Source organism: Citrifermentans bremense (assembly GCF_014218275.1).
GTDB lineage: Bacteria > Desulfobacterota > Desulfuromonadia > Geobacterales > Geobacteraceae > Geomonas > Geomonas pelophila.
Map to the genome: position 1 here is coordinate 1 of NZ_AP023213.1, position 19,794 is coordinate 19,794.

At 59.4% G+C, this 19,794-nt stretch carries 11 protein-coding genes; all 11 read left to right on the forward strand.

The features are described 5' to 3' along the window. The first annotated feature begins 272 nt into the window (after positions 1-272). Complete coding sequence (dnaA, locus tag GEOBRER4_RS00010; RefSeq protein ID WP_185243699.1) at positions 273-1,661, forward strand: chromosomal replication initiator protein DnaA; 1,389 nt, start codon at positions 273-275, stop codon at positions 1,659-1,661. A 215-nt stretch (positions 1,662-1,876) separates the two neighbouring features. Beyond that, positions 1,877-2,995 carry a DNA polymerase III subunit beta gene (gene dnaN / locus GEOBRER4_RS00015; protein ID WP_185243700.1) on the forward strand — a complete coding sequence of 373 codons (1,119 nt, stop codon included), beginning with the start codon at positions 1,877-1,879 and terminating at the stop codon, positions 2,993-2,995. A gap of 128 nt (positions 2,996-3,123) precedes the next feature. Continuing rightward, positions 3,124-4,218 carry a DNA replication/repair protein RecF gene (recF, locus tag GEOBRER4_RS00020; RefSeq protein WP_185243701.1) on the forward strand — a complete coding sequence of 365 codons (1,095 nt, stop codon included), beginning with the start codon at positions 3,124-3,126 and terminating at the stop codon, positions 4,216-4,218. An 8-nt stretch (positions 4,219-4,226) separates the two neighbouring features. After that, positions 4,227-6,617 carry a DNA topoisomerase (ATP-hydrolyzing) subunit B gene (gene gyrB / locus GEOBRER4_RS00025; RefSeq protein WP_185243702.1) on the forward strand — a complete coding sequence of 797 codons (2,391 nt, stop codon included), beginning with the start codon at positions 4,227-4,229 and terminating at the stop codon, positions 6,615-6,617. A gap of 357 nt (positions 6,618-6,974) precedes the next feature. Next, a complete protein-coding gene (gene gyrA / locus GEOBRER4_RS00030) occupies positions 6,975-9,485 on the forward strand; it encodes a DNA gyrase subunit A (protein ID WP_185243703.1) in 2,511 nt (836 codons plus the stop codon). A gap of 115 nt (positions 9,486-9,600) precedes the next feature. Then, entirely contained in the window at positions 9,601-11,118 is a 1,518-nt protein-coding gene (locus tag GEOBRER4_RS00035) for a HEAT repeat domain-containing protein (protein ID WP_185243704.1), read from the forward strand. Between the two features lie 46 nt (positions 11,119-11,164). Continuing rightward, positions 11,165-12,172 carry an NAD(P)H-dependent glycerol-3-phosphate dehydrogenase gene (locus GEOBRER4_RS00040; protein WP_185243705.1) on the forward strand — a complete coding sequence of 336 codons (1,008 nt, stop codon included), beginning with the start codon at positions 11,165-11,167 and terminating at the stop codon, positions 12,170-12,172. A 201-nt stretch (positions 12,173-12,373) separates the two neighbouring features. Beyond that, on the forward strand, positions 12,374-14,641 hold the full coding sequence (locus GEOBRER4_RS00045) for an ATP-binding protein (RefSeq protein ID WP_185243706.1): 2,268 nt from the start codon (positions 12,374-12,376) through the stop codon (positions 14,639-14,641). Next, entirely contained in the window at positions 14,628-16,163 is a 1,536-nt protein-coding gene (locus GEOBRER4_RS00050) for an ATP-binding response regulator (protein ID WP_185243707.1), read from the forward strand. The genes GEOBRER4_RS00045 and GEOBRER4_RS00050 overlap by 14 nt, the downstream gene beginning before the upstream one ends. A gap of 191 nt (positions 16,164-16,354) precedes the next feature. Next, positions 16,355-17,446 carry a sensor histidine kinase gene (locus GEOBRER4_RS00055; protein WP_185243708.1) on the forward strand — a complete coding sequence of 364 codons (1,092 nt, stop codon included), beginning with the start codon at positions 16,355-16,357 and terminating at the stop codon, positions 17,444-17,446. 160 nt (positions 17,447-17,606) lie between these two features. After that, a complete protein-coding gene (locus tag GEOBRER4_RS00060; protein WP_185243709.1) occupies positions 17,607-19,754 on the forward strand; it encodes a hybrid sensor histidine kinase/response regulator in 2,148 nt (715 codons plus the stop codon). Positions 19,755-19,794: the final 40 nt, after the last annotated feature.

Sequence of the window (19,794 nt, forward strand, 5' to 3'; positions counted from 1 at the left end):
CTTTATCTACTCCTTAAACGTTATGGTAATCAGTACTTTTAAAGGCAAGTGTCGAACTTAAACATAATCGCCAATCCTTGTCAAGGGGTTTTTCCAGACCCAAGTTTTGCCTTGCAAAAAGGGGCCCTGTCTGTTAGTCTGCGGCTGCAAAAAAATTAACATCGGCTTAGTCTGTGCAAAACCCAATAACCTACTGTATTTACCCTTCTTATTTATTATCAACAGTTGTTGATAAATCTGTTTAAAAACAGTGAAAAAAAAGGCCTCTCTCCATGGAAAATATTTGGCTGGAAGCCCAGACAAATCTTAAACAAGTATTAACAGAACAGACATACAGTACGTGGATCGACCCGTTGAAGTTTCTGGGCGCCACCATTGATACCATAGTCCTGGAAGTCCCCAGCTCGTTCTTTCAAAAGTGGGTCACCGACAAATATCTCGCCATGATCAAGGAAGCCATCTCCGCGGTCAACGGCAAGAGCTACCAGATCGAGTTCCACATAGCCGAAGAGAAGCCGGAGGCCGCTACCGAAGCCAAGCCCGAGAAGGAGGCGAAGCCTTCCAGGGAGAAAGATAAAGATAAGGATAAGGACAAGGACAAGGAAAAAGAGAAGGATAAAGAGAAGGACAAGAAGGAGCTGGTTCCAAATCTGAACCCTAAGTACACCTTCGAATCGTTCGTATCCGGTCCGAGCAACCAGTTCGCTTATGCAGCTTCACAGGCGGTGGCCAACAAGCCCGCCACCAACTACAACCCGCTCTTCATCTACGGAGGGGTTGGTCTCGGGAAGACGCACTTGGTCAACGCCATCGGTAACCACATCCTGGCCAAGAACCCGAAGGCGAAGATCTGCTACTACTCCTCCGAGAAGTTCATGAACGAGATGATCAACTCGCTCCGCTATAAAAAGATGGACGAGTTCCGCAACAAGTTCCGGAAAATGGACCTGCTGCTCATCGACGACATACAGTTCATGGCCGGAAAAGAGGCGACGCAGGAGGAGTTCTTCCACACCTTCAACGCGCTCTACGAATCGCACAAGCAGATCGTGGTCACCTCGGACAAGTTCCCCAAAGACATCCCGGGGCTCGAGGAGCGGTTGAGAAGCCGTTTCGAGTGGGGGCTGATCGCAGACATCCAGCCCCCGGGGATCGAGACCAAGGTAGCCATCCTCAAGAAGAAGTCCGACATGCACGCGGTGAACCTCCCCGACGACGTGGCCCTCTTTCTCGCGGAAGGTGCGAACAGCAACATCCGCGAACTGGAGGGGATGCTGATCAGGCTGGAGGCGTTCGCAAGCCTCACCGGCCAGGAAATAACGCTCAGCATGGCGCGCGAGGTGATGAAGGACATCATCGTCGAAAAGACCCGCGACATCACGGTCGAGATGATACAGAAGACCGTGGCGGAGCATTTCCGCATCAAGGTTTCGGAGTTGAAATCGGACAAGAGGATCAAGACCCTCGTGGTTCCGCGCCAGATAGCCATCTACATCTGCCGCGAGCTCACCAAGGCCAGCTACCCGGAGATTGGTGAAAAGTTCGGCGGAAAGGACCATTCCACCATCATCCATTCGGTAAAGAAGATTGAGAAACAGCTCGCAGGTGACGATGAGTTCAAGGCGACTGTGGAAGACATCAGGAAAAAGCTGTTCACTTAGAGGGGAAAACTGTGCATAACTCCCCCCTTCAGCGCTGGGTCAAAAAAGCCTGTGCAGAAACGAGCCGAAGTCATGGAATTATGCCTGTGAGTTTCCAGGGCAAAAAACGGCGGCGTTTCAAATAGTAAGAGGGCTTGTCCACATATCAACAGCCCTCTATCTACTACTACTTAAAAACTTTAAAAATATAATAGAAAAAGAACCGGGGGACACACATGGAGTTCAGAATCAGCAAAGAGATTTTTATGAAAGCCCTCCAGAGAATCCAGGGTATCGTAGAAAAACGCAATACCATGCCGATTCTCTCCAACGCGCTGCTGGAGGTTCAAAACGACCAGCTCTTCATCACGGCTACCGATCTGGAGGTCGGCATGAAGAGCTCCTACCCTACTGCAGTCATCAGGGAAGGCAAAATCACCGTCTCGGCCAAAAAGCTTTACGAGATCGTCAAGGAGATGCCGGACGAGGAGATCCATTTCACCACCAAGGATAACGACTGGGTCGAGATCACCTGTGGCAAGGCGCGCTTCAACATCGTCGGGCTTTCCTCGGAGGAGTTCCCCTATTTTCCCAAGGTGAAGGAAGAGAGCTTCCTTATCTTCAAGAACGAGATCCTCGCGGACATGATCGAGAAGACCTCCTACGCCATCTGCTATGACGAGACCAAGTACAACCTCAACGGCGTCTTCATCAAGGCGTTCGATGAAAACGGGGAGAACGTCCTCAAGATGGTCGCAACCGACGGTCACCGCCTCTCAGTCTCGCAAAAGACGATCTCCGGCAACATCACCTCCGAGCTCTCCAAAGGGGTGATCTTCCCGAAGAAGGGTATCTTCGAGCTGAAAAAGATGGTGGAGGAGGAAGACGGCGAGATCATGCTGGGCTTCATGGACAACTCCGCGGTGATCAAGAAAGGAAACACCGTGGTGGTGATGCGGCTGATCGACGGCGAGTTCCCGGACTACACCAAGGTTATCCCCGCCAGCAACGACAGGATCGTGCAGATAAACCGCGACAAGTTCCTGCACTCGCTGAAAAGGATGGCCATCCTCTCCAGCGAGAAGTTCAAAGGGGTCAAGATAGACGTAAACCCGGAGCTGGTGATCATCTCGTCCAGTAACCCGGAACTCGGCGAGGCGCGCGAGGAGATAGAGGTGCAGTACGAAGGGAACCAGATCTCGGCCCGGTTCAACGCGAAGTACTTGATCGACGTCCTCTCGGTGATGGAGCAGCGCGAGGTGGAGCTGAAGCTTAAAGACGAGCTCTCCCCGGTGATCATGAAGGCCGCGGCAGAGGAGGAGTTCCTGGCAGTCATCATGCCGATGAGGCTGTAAAAACCAGATTAAGATAAAGATTAAGATTGAGAAAACCTAGACAACAGGCGGAGTGATAGATGTTTTTCTGGCACAACCAGGTTTTCTTAATCTCAATCTTAATCTCGATCCTGTTTTAGCTGCCTTAGATGAAACTGATAAAGCTCAAACTTGCTTCCTTCCGTAACCTGCAAAACATAGAACTTGCGCCAGGCAAGAAGTTCAACGTTTTTTACGGCAACAACGGCCAGGGCAAGACCAACCTGCTGGAGTCGATTTACCTCCTAGCCACGATGAAGTCGTTCAAGCAGGCGAGAAATGCTGAGCTGATCGCGTTCGGAGGCGAGTTCGCCCTGGTTAAGGGGACCGTGGAGCGCGACCAGGTGCGGCGGGAAATAGCCGTACTCATCGAGAAGCAGGGTAAGAAGGCGAAGATAGACGCGAAGCTTATGACCAGGCTGGACGACTTCTTCGGCAACCTGAACGTGGTGCTGTTCACTCCCGAAGAGATCTCGATGGTCCGCGGGGGGCCGGAGCTAAGGCGCAGGTACCTGGACCGTGCGGTTTTCACCTGCGACCTAGGTTACCTGACCGCTTACCACGACTACGCGAAGATCCTTAAGAACCGCAATGCGCTTCTCAAGGTGAACGAGACCGCTGGGATCGAGGTCTGGACCGAACAACTGGTGCAGGCTGCGCTTTTGGTGATAGAGCGGAGAAAGGCGTACCTGGAGCGGATAGACAGGCTCTTGCAAGGGTTCTACAGCGAGATCTCCGGCAACGACGAGACGGTCCAGATCGAATACCGGCTGCACGGGGTGGACGCTCAGCTTTTCGCCGGGGATCCGGCCGGGGCGCTCGCCCAGGCGCTCAAGACGCATGCGGCGGAGGAGAGAAGGCGCGGCTCGACGGCCATAGGCCCCCACCGCGACGACCTCTACTTCGGCCTCAACGGCCGAAGCGCCAGGCAGTTCGCCTCGCAGGGACAGCAGAGGTCCTTCGTTTTGGCGCTCAAGATGGCGGAGATAGAGCATATCACCAGGTGCTTCGATGCGCCGCCGGTGCTCTTGCTGGATGACATGACCAGTGAGCTGGACCGGGAACGCAACCGCAACCTGATGGAATTTTTGAAGAAACGAGAGATGCAGGTCTTCATCACCACGACGTCCCTCCATAACGTGGACGTCGATCAGCTGCAGGACAACAAGACGTTTCGCATCAAAGAGGGAAAAATTCTCGACTAGGGGTAAAGATGAACTCAGAAGAACAGGGCGATTACGGGGCAGATAAGATCCAGATACTGGAAGGACTGGAAGCGGTACGAAAACGTCCGGCCATGTACATCGGTTCCACGGCCGCTCAGGGTTTGCATCACCTGGTGTACGAACTGGTGGATAACGCCATCGATGAAGCGCTGGCCGGCTACTGCGACTCGGTCCAGGTGATCATCCATCTGGACGGCTCGGTGACGGTCGAGGACAACGGCCGCGGCATACCGACCGACATGCACCCGACCGAAGGGAGGTCGGCGGCGGAGGTCGTCCTTACCGTTTTGCACGCAGGGGGCAAATTCGACAACTCCTCATACAAGGTCTCGGGTGGCTTGCACGGCGTCGGCAGTTCCGTCGTAAACGCGCTTTCCACCAAGCTCGACCTGGAGATCCGCAGAAACGGCCACATCTACACACAGACCTACCGCAAGGGTGTACCCCAGGCGCCCTTGGAGATAACCGGCGAGACCAAGAAGCGCGGCACCAAGATCACCTTCATGCCGGACGGTGAGATATTCGAGACCACGGAGTTCTCCTTCGACGTTCTCTCGAAGCGGCTCAGGGAGCTCGCCTTCCTGAACGCGGGGGTCCGTATCAAGATCCACGATGAGCGGACCGAGAAGGATCACGACTTCTTCTACGAGGGGGGGATCAGGAGCTTCGTCGAGTACCTCAACAAGAACAAGAACCTGGTCAACCCAGAGCCGATATACATCAAGGGGGAGAAGTCCGGCGTCGATATCGAGATCGCCATGCAGTACAACGACTCCTACGACGAGAAGGTCTTCTCCTTCGCCAACAACATCAACACCCACGAGGGCGGCACGCACCTCATCGGTTTCAAGGCGTCCCTGACCCGGACCATGAACACTTACGCCACCACGAACAACCTTTTGAAAAACGTGAAGGTGGCGATCTCGGGCGACGACTTGCGCGAGGGTCTCACCGCGGTCATCTCGGTGAAGATCTCGCAGCCGCAGTTCGAGGGGCAGACCAAGACCAAGCTGGGGAACTCGGAGGTGAAGGGGTACGTCGAGACCCTGATGAACGAGAAGCTCGCCACCTACCTTGAAGAAAACCCGGCCATGGCCAGGAAGATCCTGGAGAAATCGATCGATGCGGCCCGGGCCCGCGAGGCGGCCAGGAAGGCGCGCGAACTCACCCGCCGCAAAGGGGCGCTGGAGGTGGGGACGCTGCCGGGGAAACTCGCCGACTGCCAGGAGAAGGACCCCGCGCTCTGCGAACTGTTCCTGGTCGAGGGCGACTCCGCAGGCGGCTCCGCCAAGCAGGGGCGCGACAGGAAGTACCAGGCGATCCTCCCCCTGAAGGGCAAGATCCTCAACGTCGAGAAGGCGCGCTTCGACAAGATGCTGGCTTCCCAGGAGATCAGGACCCTGATCTCTGCGCTCGGGACCAGCATCGGCAAGGAAGACTTCGACATGGCGAAGCTCCGTTACCACCGCATCATCGTCATGACCGACGCGGACGTCGACGGCTCGCACATACTCACCCTCCTTTTGACCTTCTTCTTCCGCCAGATGATGGAGTTGATCGAGCGCGGCTACCTCTACATCGCGCAGCCGCCTTTGTACAAGATCAAGCGCGGCAGGAAGGAGCAGTACCTGAAGAACGAAGCGGCCCTGCAGGCCTACCTCCTGGAGGAAGGGACCGAGGAGATGACGCTCAAGCTCGGAGTGGGGAGCGACGAGCGGGTATACCGCGGCAAGCAGATCATCCCCATCCTGACCCAGCTGATCGACTACAACGAACTGTTGGACAAGGTGGTAAAGAAGGGGATCAACGACGAGTTGTTGCGCGTGTTCCTTAAGATCGGGGTAAAACCCGGCCTTGAAGAGATGGCTGACCTGATCGCCCTCTTGCCGAAGATGAAGGAGGCCTTCCCCGAGGTGACCACCGAGGAGTTCGGCGACAGCATCATCTTCGCCTTTGGCAACCTGAGGGTGAAGATAGACCACCAGATCTTCACGGTGCTCGAGTCCTACGAATACGGCATGCTCCTGGAGAGCCACAAAAGGATGCGTTCGGTGATGGGGGCAGGCGCCGGCATCGTCCTGGGCGCCGAGGACAAGGTGGTGCTCGAGACCGAAAACCAGGAGGAGATCCTCTCCTTCTTCATGGAGAGCGCCAAGAAGGGTCTCTACATCCAGCGCTATAAAGGTCTGGGCGAGATGAACCCGGAGCAACTCTGGGAAACCACCATGCACCAGGAGAACAGGGTGCTCTTGCAGGTGAAGATCGAGGACGCGGTGGCCGCAGAGGAGATCTTCACCGTTCTCATGGGGGACCAGGTCGAGCCGCGGCGTGATTTCATCGAGCAGAACGCGCTGAACGTCTCGAACCTCGATATTTAAAAAATTTTCGCCGCCCTCCCTTCGGGAGGAAACGGTTCAAGGTTTGAGCAGCGAGCCCCGGTTAAAAAGCCGTATTGTCGAATTTTTTAACAGGGGTTGGCCCTGAGTTCCATGTTGGTCTGTAGTTATTTTAATTAGTAATAAACAACTTCGAGATACTTGAACGGCCTTGAGGGATCTGGTGAATCATGAAAATACCCCTTTTATAAAGAGGTATTTAGCCCGGTTTACCGATGGGTGGTTCCTTAAAGAAAAAAAATCTGCCCTCCCTTCGGGAGGGGATAGCGTTTTGCATATTTCTACTGCAACTCAAATAGCGACGGCGATGACGCCGCCTTTTGACGGAAAGGTTCCTAAATGCTGAATCAACTGAACAAGGTATCGGTAAACATCGAAGACGAGATGAAACGCTCCTACATGGACTACGCCATGTCGGTCATTGTGGGGCGCGCTCTTCCGGACGTGCGCGACGGGCTGAAGCCGGTACACAGGCGCTGCCTGTTCGCCATGTACGACATGAGCAACGACTGGAACAAGCCGTACAAGAAATCGGCCCGCGTGGTCGGCGACGTCATCGGTAAGTACCACCCGCACGGCGACACCGCCGTCTACGACACCCTGGTCAGGATGGCCCAGGACTTCTCGCTCAGATACCCGCTGGTCGACGGCCAGGGGAACTTCGGCTCCATCGACGGCGACTCTCCTGCGGCGATGCGTTACACCGAGATCAGGATGGAGCAGCTGGCCCACGAGCTTCTGGCTGACATCGATAAGGAAACGGTTCCCTACGGACCCAACTACGACGACTCCTTGAAGGAGCCGCTGGTACTCCCGTCCAAGTTCCCGAACCTCCTGGTGAACGGCTCCGCCGGCATCGCGGTCGGCATGGCCACCAACATCCCGCCGCATAACCTTACCGAGGTTATAGACGGCATCGTGGCCATCATCGATAACCCGCAGCTCACCTTCGAGGAGCTGGTGGAGCTGATCCCGGGGCCGGATTTCCCGACCGGAGGCTTCATCTACGGCCGCGAAGGTATCATGAAGGCCTACTCGACCGGCCGCGGCATCATCCAGATGCGCGCCAAGGTGCAGATCGAGACCCAGAAAAAGACCGAGCGCCAGTCCATCGTGGTCACGGAAATCCCGTACCAGGTGAACAAGGCGAGACTGGTCGAGAAGATAGCCGAGCTGGTCAAGGAGAAGAAGATCGAGGGGATCTCGGACCTGAGGGACGAGAGCGACCGCGAAGGGATGCGCGTCGTCATCGAACTGAAAAAGGACGAAAACCCCACCATCATCCTGAACCACCTCTACAAGCAGACCCAGATGCAGTCTTCCTTCGGCATCATCATGCTGGCCATCGTCAACAGCCGGCCGCGCGTTTTGACGCTTCGGGAGACCATCGACTTCTTCATCGAGCACAGAAAGGAGATCGTCACCCGCCGCACCATCTTCGACCTGAAGAAGGCCGAGGCGAGGGCGCACATCCTGGAAGGCCTGAAGATAGCGCTGGACAACCTGGATGAGGTGATCGCGCTGATCAAGGCGAGCGCATCGCCGGCCGAGGCGAAGGCGGGGCTCATGGCGCGCTTCGGGCTCTCCGACCTTCAGGCCCAGGCGATCCTCGACATGAGGCTGCACCGCCTAACCGGTCTCGAGCGCGAGAAGATCATGGAGGAGCTGCGCGAGATCCTGAAGTACATCGCCAGGTTGAAGGAAATCCTCGCATCCGAGGCGGAGATCCTCAAGATCATCGTGGGGGAACTCGTCGAGCTGAAGGACAAGTTCGGCGACAAGCGCCGTTCCGAGATCGTGATGCAGACCGCCGATATCTCGCTCGAGGACACCATCGTCGAGGAAGACATGGTGGTCACCATCTCGCACACAGGCTACATCAAGCGCAACGCCGTCACCCTCTACCGCGCCCAGCGCCGTGGCGGCAAGGGCAAGACCGGCATGAAGACCAAGGAAGAGGATTTCGTGGAGCAGCTGTTCATCGCCTCCACCAAGGACTACCTGATGTTCTTCACCGACGCCGGCAAGGTCTACTGGCTCAAGGTGTACGAGATCCCGGAGGCGGGCCGCGCGGCGCGCGGCAAGGCGATCGTGAACCTCCTGAACCTGGCGGCGAACGAGAAGATCACCGCCATACTCCCGGTGAAGGAGTTCGTGGACGACAAGTTCATCATGATGGCGACCAGAAACGGCGTGGTCAAGAAGACGAACCTCATGGAGTACTCGCACCCGAGAGTTGGCGGCATCATCGCGGTCAACCTGGACGAGGGAGACAAGCTGATCTCGGTGGCGCTCACCGACGGCAAGCAGGACGTGCTCTTAGCCACCGCCAGCGGCAAGGCGATCCGCTTCAAGGAGGACGACGTCCGTACCGTGGGGCGCGTCTCGCGCGGGGTGCGCGGCATGACGCTCGAGGAAGAGGACGTGGTGATCGGCATGGAGATCCTCAACGAGAACTTCACCGACTCCACCATCTTCACCGTGACCGAGAACGGCTACGGCAAGAGGACTGAGATCAGCGAGTACCGCACCCAGTCCCGCGGCGGCAAGGGGATCATCACCATCAAGACCACCGAGAGAAACGGCTGCGTGGTCGACATCAAGCAGGTCAACGACGACAACGACCTGATGCTGATCACCGACCAGGGTAAGATCCTGCGCGTTCCGGTCGCCGGCTTCTCCATAATCGGGCGCAACACCCAAGGGGTGCGTCTCATGGTGAAAGAAGAGAACGAGAGGGTGGTGGCCGTGGCCCGCCTCGCCGAGAAAGAGGAGCAGGACGAACCGGAAGAGAGCGAACTCGACGAGATCGTGGAACTGGAATCCGGCGAGGAGCAGGACGAAGAATAACCACCTGGCCCCTCGCCCTCTGGGAGAGGGGTGAAGGATGCAGGCGCAGCGGACCAGATACAGTCGGACCTTGTAATGTTACCCGTTTCGGGGTGTCGTGTTTTCGAGGTAGGGCATGCAAACCAACAGGATAGACAACTCGTTCAAGGAACGCCGGGACATCCTGGATCTCTTGGGAAAGCTCAGGGGCGAGGGAATTTCCATCCACGAGATGGAAAAGATCGGCCAGAAGTTCCAGGAGGCGGGAAGGCGCGCGCTGCGCCCGCTGGTGCGCGAGCTATGGCGCGAGAATTCCGGCGAGCTGATCACCAAGTACGCCTACATCCTGGACTTCTTCGAGACCGAGGACTGGCTGGACCAGCTGATCCAGATAGCGCTCAAGAGGAAGGACCTCGGCGCGGACGGCAAGGCGGCGCTCATGGTGGCGCTCGAAGGCTACGGCGTAGACGTCCACTCCCCTCCCTTCAAGCAGGAGCCCCCCGCTCCCCGAAGCACCCTCGGCGAAACGGTCCAGGGGGCGATCAGGCTGGGCGAGGAGGGTATGGTCACCTTCCTCGACGACTTCCTCTCCTATCCGCAAGAGGTGCAGCAGATCGTGATCCGTGAGCTGTCGCAGTCAGGTGACGCTGCGAGCTCGCGGCTTTTGACCGCCATGCTCTGGCACGAGGACAGCACCATCGTGCTCTCCGCGCTGCAGGCCTTGGGCAGGGTCCGCGACCCGCAGGCCGCAGGGGTGCTGCAGGATTTCATCGCCGACTGCGCTCAGGAGTACGTCGAGCCCGCGCAAAAATCACTGCGCCGCCTCGGGTTCCTCGGGGTCAAGGCGCCTGCGCCGCGGCAGCTTTTTCCCTTCCATGCGGCCTACGCGACCGCGCCCGACGGTGACGGCTACCGGTCGTTGTTGTTGTCCCGCCAAAGCAGCGAGGGCCGGCTCTGCGTCCTGTACCTGCAGGTGCACGAACGGCGCGGAGTGCTGGCGGCCTGGGGCTCGCCAGAGCTTAGCTTCGAGGAGTTCCGCTCGGAGGTCGACGGTTTCCGTATGCAGGACGACCTGCATGAAGTTCCCCCTGCCTACCTGCTGGCGCTGGTGCGCGACGCCCTTTACTGGAGCCGGGAACTCTGCTACCTTCCCGCCGACTTCTACATGCGCCGCGGCATCTTCGCCGGCGAGGACATGACCCCGGCTCCGCTCGCGCCGACGCTCACCTCCCTCCCCCAGCACCGGACGCTGAGTTTCGAGGAGGGAGAGCAGGCGGCCCGGGCCCTCTTCAAGAACCCGCTCTTCCACGGGTGGTTCATGGCAAGCCAGAGGGTTTACGATTTCGCCGAGGAATACCGCGCCGGCGCCGATGTTGAGCAGGTGCTGCAGATGTTTTGCGAGGAGCTACTCGCACCCGAACTGGAACTGGTCCGGGAGAGGCTCCTGGTTAGCGCCGACCTGATGCGAGTTTTGGGTACCTCCTCCTTCGAGGTTACCAGCGTGGTCTCCCTCGCCGAGAGCCTCGTCGACAACCCGCTCCCCTTGCACCATCACCCCTTCCTGCGCTGCTTCGCCCTGGAAAGCATGGAAATCGCGAAAGAGTCCCTGGAGCGGGGCGACGAACCGCCGCTTCGGGCAGCCGAAGAGTTCTAGCAACCCAAAGACCCCGGCAGGGGATCACCATAAAAAGAGAGATCGGATGGCAGAGAAAATAGCCGTTATCGGTGCAGGTAGCTGGGGTACGACCCTTGCCGACCTGCTCGCCAAGAAAGGGCACGAGGTGACGCTTTGGGCCTATGAGCCCGAGCTGGTGCTGGAGATGCGCGAAATCAGGGAGAACACCCTGTTTCTCCCCGGCATCAAGCTGAACGAGCGTCTGTCCTTCACCAACGACCTTGAAGAGGCGTACCGCGGCTGCAGCATGGTGCTCTGCGTGGTCCCCTCGCAGCTGGTGCGCCGGGTGATGACCAACTCGCTCCCCTTCCTTCCCAAGGAGGCGATCATCGTCAGCGCCTCCAAGGGGATCGAGGTCGACACCCTGGCCACGGTTTCCGAGATCTACCAGGATATCCTCCCCCCCGAGCAGTACCAGACCCTGGCGGCGCTATCCGGACCGAGCTTTGCGCGCGAAGTCGCGCTGGAGATGCCGACGGCCGTCGCCGCGGCTGCAAACTCGGAGGCTGTTGCCCTCAGGGTGCAGGAGGCTTTCACCACCAGCTATTTCCGGGTCTACCGCAACTCCGACGTGGTCGGGGTGGAACTCGGCGGGGCGATCAAGAACGTCATCGCCATCGCAGCCGGGATATCGGACGGACTTGGCTTCGGCAGCAACACGAGGGCAGCCCTCATCACCCGCGGCTTGGCCGAGATGACCCGCCTGGGGCTCGCCATGGGGGCTAAAGCCTCCACCTTCGCGGGGCTTGCTGGTATGGGGGACCTTGTGCTCACCTGCACCGGAGACCTCTCTAGAAACCGCAGCGTCGGCATCCAGATCGGGCAGGGGCGCACCCTCTCCGAGATCCTCGGAGAGATGCGGATGGTGGCCGAAGGGGTGAAGACCACCGAGTCGGCCTACAACCTGGCGCAGAAGCTTGGGGTGGAGATGCCCATCATCGAGCAGATGTACAAGATGCTCTACCAGAACAAGCCCGCACGCGAAGCGGTACTGGAGCTGATGACCAGGAACCTGAAAGCTGAAGGAGCTTAGAGAAAAGCAGATCAAGATTAAGATTGAGATTTAGGAAAACCTTGAACCATGCGGATTCAGGTTTCCTCGATCTCAATCTTGATCTTTTTCTGATTTCAAGGATTGAGACAGGACAAAGAATGAAACCCTGACAAAAGGGCTTACATTTCTACACAATCTCAATCTTAATCTGTATCTTTATCTGATATACAAGGATAGGTGATGCAACTTCGTTTTGGCATAAGAACAAAACTGCTCCTGTCCATCCTCGCCATACTCTTAGTTTCCTACTCAACCCTGCTCTACTCCACAATGAAGACCCTCAATGCGTCGCTGCGCACCGAGCTGGACCGAAACCTTGCGACCAACCTCAAGTTCGCGCGCAGCCAGTACCTGGGCCAGGCACAGATCGCCAAGTTTTCGGTTATGCATTCCGTGGTCTCGCAGACGGTGCAGCAGCGCCTGGCCGAGCGCGACGGGGCCTGGCTCACGCAGCGCTTAAAGAGCTGGCATACCGTGCTCCCCTTCATGGACCTGCTGGTCGTGGTCGATCCCCAGGAAAAGGTCCTGGCCGCACTGCAGGGAACTGTTGAAAACGCGGCAATCGACGCCCCGGCGGTGGTGAAACAGGCCATCGCCAGCAAGAGGGCCGTCATATCCACCGAGATCTTCAGCGGCGAGTTCATGTGCCGGGCGGGGGTCGAGGGGTACTGCGACCGTCCCGAGAGCGAGGCCCTGGTGGCCACCGTGGCGGTCCCGGTCATCGGGTCCGACGGCGGCGTGCTCGGCTGCGTGCTCACCGGGGACATCCTGAACCACCACCCTACTCTACCCAGCCAACTGCAGGAGGTCTCCGGGAACGCCGTCGAGGTGACCCTCACCCAGCGCGGCCTGAGGGTCGCGAGCAGCCTTCCGGAGCGGGCGCGGGAATCCTACACCCTTTCCCCGAAGGTGCTGGACGTGCTGGAACGCGGCGAGGTCTACCGCGGGCGGACCGACATCGGCTCCAAGAGCTACGAAACCATCATCGACCCTCTTTTGAACAGCCGGGGGGAGTTCGTCGGCTCGCTTTCGGTGGCGATCTCCACGGAAACGGTGATCAACAGCAGGCGGGAGAACCTCCAGAACATCCTCGCTTCTGCCTTTTTGGGCATCATCTGCTCCTTCGGCTTGGCCTTCTTCGCCTCGCGCCACCTGACGGGGCCCTTGCGGCAGCTCGCCGCGAGCGCCCGTCGCATCGAGGAGGGAGACCTCGACCAGAGGGTCGTCGGCCACCAGCGCGACGAGGTTGGGATGCTGGCCTCCTCCTTCAACAACATGGCGGAATCGCTCAAGGAGCGCGACGGCATTATCAACAGGAAGACCAGCGATCTGCAGGAGCTGAACGAGCAGCTGGAGAGGATGGTCGAGCAGCGCACCTCGGCCTTAAGCGTGGAGATGGGAAGGCTTGAGGCGGTGCTGACCAGCCTTGCCGAAGGGGTGGTGGTGACCGACCGGGACAACCGCGTGGTCCTCTTCAACCCGGCGGCGCAGCAGCTCTTCGAACTGGTGCCGCACCGAGTGATCGGCCAATCCATCGAGCGCCTGTGCGAGATGACCGGTTTTTGCAACGTCCTCGATCCGGTCAGCGAAAAGAAGCCGTGGGAAGCTCAGCGCGGCGGGAAAAAAGAGATCACGGTGAAGGGGAAACGGCTGCACGTGAACACGGCTACCCTCGGGGACGAAACAGGGGAGTTCGCCGGGATGGTCATGTCCATCCGCGACGTCACCAAGGAGGAGCAGGTGGACCGGATGAAGACCGAGTTCATCTCCACCGTCTCCCACGAGTTGAAGACCCCGCTCACCTCGATCAAGGGGTCGCTGCAGCTCCTTTTGACCCGCAGCAAGTGGCTCACCGACACCGAGAGACAGCTCCTTACCGTCTGCTTCCGCAACACCCAAAGGCTGATCCGGCTGATCAGCGAGATCCTGGACATATCCGGGATCGAATCCGGGGGGATGATCTTCAACTTCAAGCCGGTTTGCATCGGCGAACTCGCGGTGTACGCGGTCGAGGAGATCAAGTCCTACGCCATGGGCCGGGACATCACCATCGTCAACACGGTGGGGGAGCATCTTCCCATGGTGTTCGGCGACAGCGACCGTTTGATCCAGGTGATGACCAACCTCCTCTCCAACGCGGTGAAGTTTTCGCCCGAGGGGAAGGTGGTCATGGTCACCGCGGAGCAGGAAGGAAACTACGTGGTGATCTCGGTCGCCGACCGGGGGCGGGTGATCCAGTGGTCCGACCGGGACAAGCTTTTCAAGAAATTCCAGCAGATAGAGTGCAGCGAGCGCGGCAAGATAGGCGGCACCGGGTTGGGGCTCGCCATCTGTAAGGAGATTGTCGAGCGGCATCACGGCAGGATCTTCTACACCGCAGCAAAGGAATACGGCAATACCTTCAGCTTCACTGTGCCGATCATAGGGGAGACAGATGCAAAAGGATAAGATTCTCATCGTTGACGACGAGGCGGACATAGCGCTCATCCTCAAGCTGCAGCTGGAGGACGCAGGCTACGAGACGGTCCGGGCCCGCGACGGGGTAGAGGCCCTGGAGGCGGTGGAAAAGGAGCCGTTTGACCTCATCATGCTCGACATCAAGATGCCCCGGATGGACGGGCTCGAGGTGCTGGGCCGTCTGAAAGGGGAGCAGACCCCGGTGGTGATGATGACCGCCCACGGCAGCGAGGACATCGCCGTCGACGCCATGAAGAAGGGGGCGCTCGACTACATCTCGAAGCCCTTCTCCACCGACGACATGCTGCAGAAGGTGGAGCGCGCCATCGGCATCGACCGCACCCGCAAGGAAAACGCCAGGCTTTCGCAGCAGTTGGACGAGGAGCGGCGCAAGATGGAGGCGGTGCTGCAGGGAATGGCCGACCTGCTGGTCGCAGTGGACCTGCAGGGGCGCATCATCACCTTGAGCCGGCAGGCTGCGAGGCTCCTGGCGCCAGAAGGGGAGAACCTTCTGGGGAAAACGCTGGAAGAGGTGCTGAAGGCTGACGTTCCTGGAGGGGAGCTCCCGGCCCGGACGGTGCTGCGCAGCGGGGAGCCGAGGCTCGACGTCGGCTACCAGCTGAAGATCGGAGGGCAGCTGGTCCCGGTACTCTCCTCGGCGGCGCCGCTTTACAACGGCGCCGGCGAGCTGACTGGGAGCGTGGAGATCATCAGGGACATCTCGAAGCTCAAGGAACTGGAGCAGGAAAAAGAGGATTTCGTCAGTATGCTCTCCCACGACCTCAAGTCCCCCATCACCGCGGTGGTCGGCTCCATTGACCTGGTGCGAGAGGCGAAGCTGGGGCCGGTGACTCCGGACCAGTCCGAGTATCTCAACGCCGCCATCGAGAGCTGCGAGGAGATGGTGGAGATGATCGACACCCTGCTCGGCATCCACAAGTTCGAGGCTGGGAAGATGAAGCTGAGCTTCCGGGAGGAAGACCCGGCGCTGCTCATCAACCGCAGCGTGACCAAGTTCCAGACGCCGGCCCAGCGCGCAGCTGTCAGGCTCTTCGCCACCCTCCCCCCGTCCCTCCCCGCGATCTCGGCCGACCGCTCCTCGTTCAGCCGCATCCTGGGAAACCTCCTCTCCAACGCTGTGAAGTTCACCCCCGAGGGGGGGGAGATCGAGGTGTCGGCGGACCTGGTGCGGGACCCGGCCCCGGTTCTGGCCCACGTGCCGGACGAGGTCTATCCCGGGCAGGAGCTGCCGCAGGAGGGTGAGTTCGTCAGGATCAGGGTGCGGGACTCGGGCGTAGGTATCCCGCAGGAATCGCTCGGTTCCATCTTCGACCGTTTCGTGCAGGCCAGAAACCGCAGGCAGGGAAAGACCCGCGGCACCGGCCTCGGACTCGCCTTCTGCAGGAAGGCGATGGACGCCCATGGCGGGTACATCTGGGCGGAGAGCGAGCCGGGCGCCGGCAGCGTCTTCACCGTCTTGTTCCCGGCGCTTGCCGAGGAAGAGGACGAATAACAGCCTCCCCTTCGAGGCTTTAATTAGCGCATGCAGCAGGGACGGGAAAATTGGAAAGGTGAAAGCTATTTTAATCATTCCTCTTTTCTGTTGGCTGGAATGTTGTACAGTAAACTCTTTGCTTGTGACCGGAAAGCTCTCATGGGACAAGACAGGTGAAGCAAGGCAATTCTGACGGGGAAGGGGGCGATGTGACACTGCGCGAAAGTGACTCCGGATATCGCGAGTTGTTTGAAGAAAACCCTCAGCCTATGTGGGTATGCCACCGGGAGAGCAGGAGGCTTCTGGCGGTGAACGAGGCGGCCCTGCGGCTTTACGGATATCGCCGTGAACAGTTTCTCGAACTGGCCCTGGATCATCTGAACGGCGGGGAGACGATGGGGGATCCGGCTGCGACACAGGACCAGCTGCTGCGCTCAAGGCAGCTGCGAAAGGACGGCAGTTCCTTCCAGGCCCAACTGGTCTGCCATCCCTGCCAGTTCAAAGGTGAGCGGGTGCAGCTGGTGCTGGTGTGCGAGGAAGGCAATGCGCAGCAGGAGGCGCAGCTTCGGGACTGGGTGGTCCGGCAGGGAAGCCTCTTGGAGGCGGCGCAGCGCGAACTGGAGACCTTCAGCTATTCCATCTCCCATGATCTGCGTGCCCCTTTGCGCCACATCGACGGCTTCAGCCGCGCCCTCATGGACGACTACGGAACCCTTCTGGACGGCCAGGGGAAGGAGTACCTGACCAGGATCTGCCAGGCGGCGGAGAAGATGTCCCAGCTCATCGACGCAATGCAGCAACTCTCGCGGGTGGGAAGGGCCGAGTTGAGCCTGGAGCAGGTCGACCTGAGCGTGAAGGCCCAGGTGATCTCGCTGGAACTCAAGCACCGGGAGCCCGGCCGCCGGGTCGAGTTCGCCATCGAGGAGGGGGTGAAGGCTGAGGCCGACTCGAAGCTGGTGCGGCAGCTGCTGGAGATCCTGATCGGGAACGCCTGGAAGTTCAGCTCCAAGACCCCGTCCGCGTTGATCAGCTTCGGCGCCGTCGAGCAGCAGGGGGAGAAGGCGTACTTCGTCAGGGACAATGGGGCCGGTTTCGACATGGCCTACGCCGACAAACTCTTCACCGTGTTCCACAGGCTCCATCGTGCCGACGAATTCGAGGGAAGCGGCGTGGGGCTAGCCATAGCGCAGCGGATCGTGGCCCGCCACGGCGGCCGGATCTGGGCCGAGAGCGCCCCCGGCGCCGGTGCCACCTTCTACTTCACGCTCGGAAGCGAGAGGCAAAGTACGATTGACGGGTAAAGGCAATGTACGATTGACAATTGACAATGGTTCAATCTGCCTTTGGCACCTGCTGCCGCAAGGCCCGCCATTGCGTCGGGGTTAAATAAAGTCAAACGAATGCAGCTAAAGGTTTTAGTTGTCAATTGTCCATTGTCAATTGTCAATTGAGGTAAGGAGCATGTCAGAAGAGCTTAGGGTCCTCTTGGTCGAGGACTCGGAAGAAGACAGCCTGCTTTTGATCAGGGAGCTGCGCCGCGGCGGCTACAAGCTGGCGCACATGCGGGTGGAGACTGCGGAGAGCATGCGCCGGGCCCTGCAGGACTGCGAGTGGGACGTGGTCCTCTCAGACTACCGCATGCCCTCCTTCGACGCCCCCGGCGCCCTGCAGGTTCTGCACGAATCCGGTCAGGACATCCCGTTCATCATCGTTTCCGGAAAGATCGGCGAGGACCTGGCCGTAGCGGCCATGAAATCGGGGGCCAGCGACTACCTGATGAAGGGAAACCTGGCCCGGCTGGTGCCGGTAATGGAGCGGGAACTGAGGGAGGCGGAGGAGCGCAGGACGCACCGGCTCACCCAGGAGGCGGTGCGCCGCGGCAAGGCGGAGTGGGAGAGCGTCTTCGACTCGGTCTCCGACCTGATCATCATCACCGACGCCGACGGCGTCGTGTCGCGCTGCAACGGCCGGGTGAAGGCCTACTTCCCCGGCGGGTACGGCGCCATCATCGGCCGCAGGATCGACGAGATCTTTTTCGGATCCGAGCAGCCCGAGGGGAAGCTGTTCCGTTTCCTGCACAGCGTCCAGAGCGAGGCGGACGAGGACATCCGCTTCCCCAACTTGAGCGGCTGGTACAACGTCGCCAGCTACCCCATGCGCACCGAGGGGAGCGACCGCCCGAACCTGGTCTTCATCATCAAGGACATCACCAAGAGACGCGAGGTCGAGGAGGAGAAAAGGACCAGCGACCGGGAGCTTCTCACCCTCTACGCTGTCGCCTTCCGCCTGCAGTACACCAAGGGGGTCGACAAGGTGATGGGGGATCTCCTCTTCCAACTGCACAACATGCTGCAGATGGACTTCTCCTGCATCCACCTCTTCGATCACGACAGGCTCAGGATGCGCGCCTCGCTGGGACTTTCCCCCTCGTTCGAAAAGGCGATGAAAACGCTGTCCAAGGAGACGCAGTGGACGACCCTGGCTCAGGCGGGGCGCCCCTTCCTGGGGGAGGAGCCCGACGCGAGGTTCCCGGCCCGGGCCAAAAAGGCAGCCATCGAGATGGAGCTGCATTCCTGGTGCACCGTACCGCTCAAGATAGGGCAGGAGGTGATGGGGGTGATGACGGTAGGAACCCTCTCCGGACGCAGCTACAGCGACCGCGACGTCTTCCTGCTCTGCTCCATCGCGGGACAGCTCGCGGTCCTCATCGACAACTACAGTCTTTACGACAAGATGAAGGAGAAGGCGGACGAGCTCTACCGCAGCAAGATGGAGCTCAAGGAGAACCTGCAGAAGGTCAAGCGCGCCAACATCGAGCTGGGGCGCCTCAACACGGCGAAGAACAACTTCATCGGCATCGCCTCCCACGAGCTGAAGACCCCTATCACCTCGATCATGGGGGGGGTAGAGTTCCTGCTGAAGTATTCCGGGATCCAGATGACTCCCGAGCAGCACAACATCTTCGTTTCGGTCTACGAAGGGACCGTGCAGCTCAGAAAACTGGTGGAGGATCTTCTCTCCATCTCCCGCATCGAGGCGCAGGGACCGCTGGCCCAGAAGAAGCCGGCAAGCCTGGTGCGGCTTTGCCGCGAGGTGCACGATCTATTCGCGCTGCCGCTCTCCGAACGGCACATAAAGGTGGAGATATCGGGGGAGGACCTGCTGGTGCCGGTGGACGAGGCGTTTGCCATGCTGGCGGTGCGCAACCTCTTGGAAAACGCCATCAAGTTCACCCCGGACGGAGGGTGCGTGCGGCTTTCCGGGCGGGTTCTGAAGCAGGCGCAGTTGAAGGAGATGACGCTGACGCTCCGCTCCTTCTACCCCTCCTTCCCGAACAACATCGCGGCTACCGGGAAATACTACCTGCTCCAGGTGTGCGACAACGGCATCGGCATTCCCGCCGACGAGAGGACCCGCGTCTTCGAAAAGTTCTACGGCGTCGGGGACATCGACCACCACAGTTCGGGCGCCACCGCCTTCATGTCCAAGGGGTCGGGGCTGGGTCTCTCCATCGTGCGCGGCATCATGGACGCCCATGAGGGGGCGGTCTGGGTCGAAGAGGCCGAGGGAGGGGGGAGCGTCTTCTCGCTTCTCTTCCCCATGGAATGAGTGGGAACGGTCCCTGCAACTCCCGCCGGATCGGGTATAT